The organism is Pseudotabrizicola sediminis (genome assembly GCF_004745575.1).
GTDB classification, from domain to species: domain Bacteria; phylum Pseudomonadota; class Alphaproteobacteria; order Rhodobacterales; family Rhodobacteraceae; genus Pseudotabrizicola; species Pseudotabrizicola sediminis.
Window position 1 is genome coordinate 1 of the sequence record NZ_RPEM01000053.1, and the last position, 962, is coordinate 962.

Annotated in this window: 1 protein-coding gene; it reads left to right on the plus strand. The window is 59.9% G+C overall.

The window, feature by feature from the left end:
• The coding region (tuf, locus tag EEB11_RS19260; protein ID WP_135434201.1) for an elongation factor Tu at positions 1-962 on the plus strand (962 nt) is incomplete at both ends.

The window sequence follows — 962 nt, forward strand, 5'->3', positions numbered from 1 at the left end:
ATGGCAAAGGCAAAGTTTGAACGGAACAAACCGCATATCAACATTGGCACGATTGGCCACGTTGACCACGGCAAGACGACGCTGACGGCGGCGATCACGAAGTATTTTGGTGATTTCAAGGCCTATGACCAGATCGACGGCGCGCCGGAAGAGCGGGCGCGTGGGATCACGATCTCGACTGCGCACGTGGAGTATGAGACGGAAGGCCGTCATTATGCCCACGTCGACTGCCCCGGCCACGCCGACTATGTGAAGAACATGATCACCGGTGCTGCGCAGATGGACGGCGCCATTCTGGTGTGCGCTGCCTCGGACGGCCCGATGCCGCAGACGCGCGAGCACATCCTGCTTGGCCGTCAGGTCGGCATTCCTTACATGGTGTGCTACATGAACAAGGTTGACCTTGTTGATGACGAAGAACTGATCGAACTGGTCGAGATGGAGATCCGCGAACTGTTCTCGTCCTACGACTACCCGGGCGACGACATTCCGATCATCAAGGGCTCTGCCCACCAGGCGATGATCGGCGAGCGCAAGGACATCGGCGAGGATTCGGTCCGCGCGCTGATGAAGGCCGTTGACGACTACATCCCGACCCCGGCCCGTGCGATTGACCAGCCGTTCCTGATGCCGATCGAAGACGTGTTCTCGATTTCGGGTCGTGGTACGGTTGTCACGGGGCGTGTGGAGCGTGGCGTGATCAACGTCGGCGACGAAGTTGAGATCGTCGGCATCCGCGACACCAAGAAGTCGGTTTGCACCGGTGTGGAAATGTTCCGCAAGCTCTTGGACCGTGGTGAGGCTGGCGACAACGTCGGCGTGCTGCTGCGCGGTATCGACCGTGAAGGCGTGGAACGTGGCCAGGTGCTGTGCAAGCCGAAGTCGGTGAACCCGCACACCAAGTTCGAAGCCGAGGCCTATATCCTGACCAAGGAAGAAGGCGGCCGTCACACGCCGTTCTT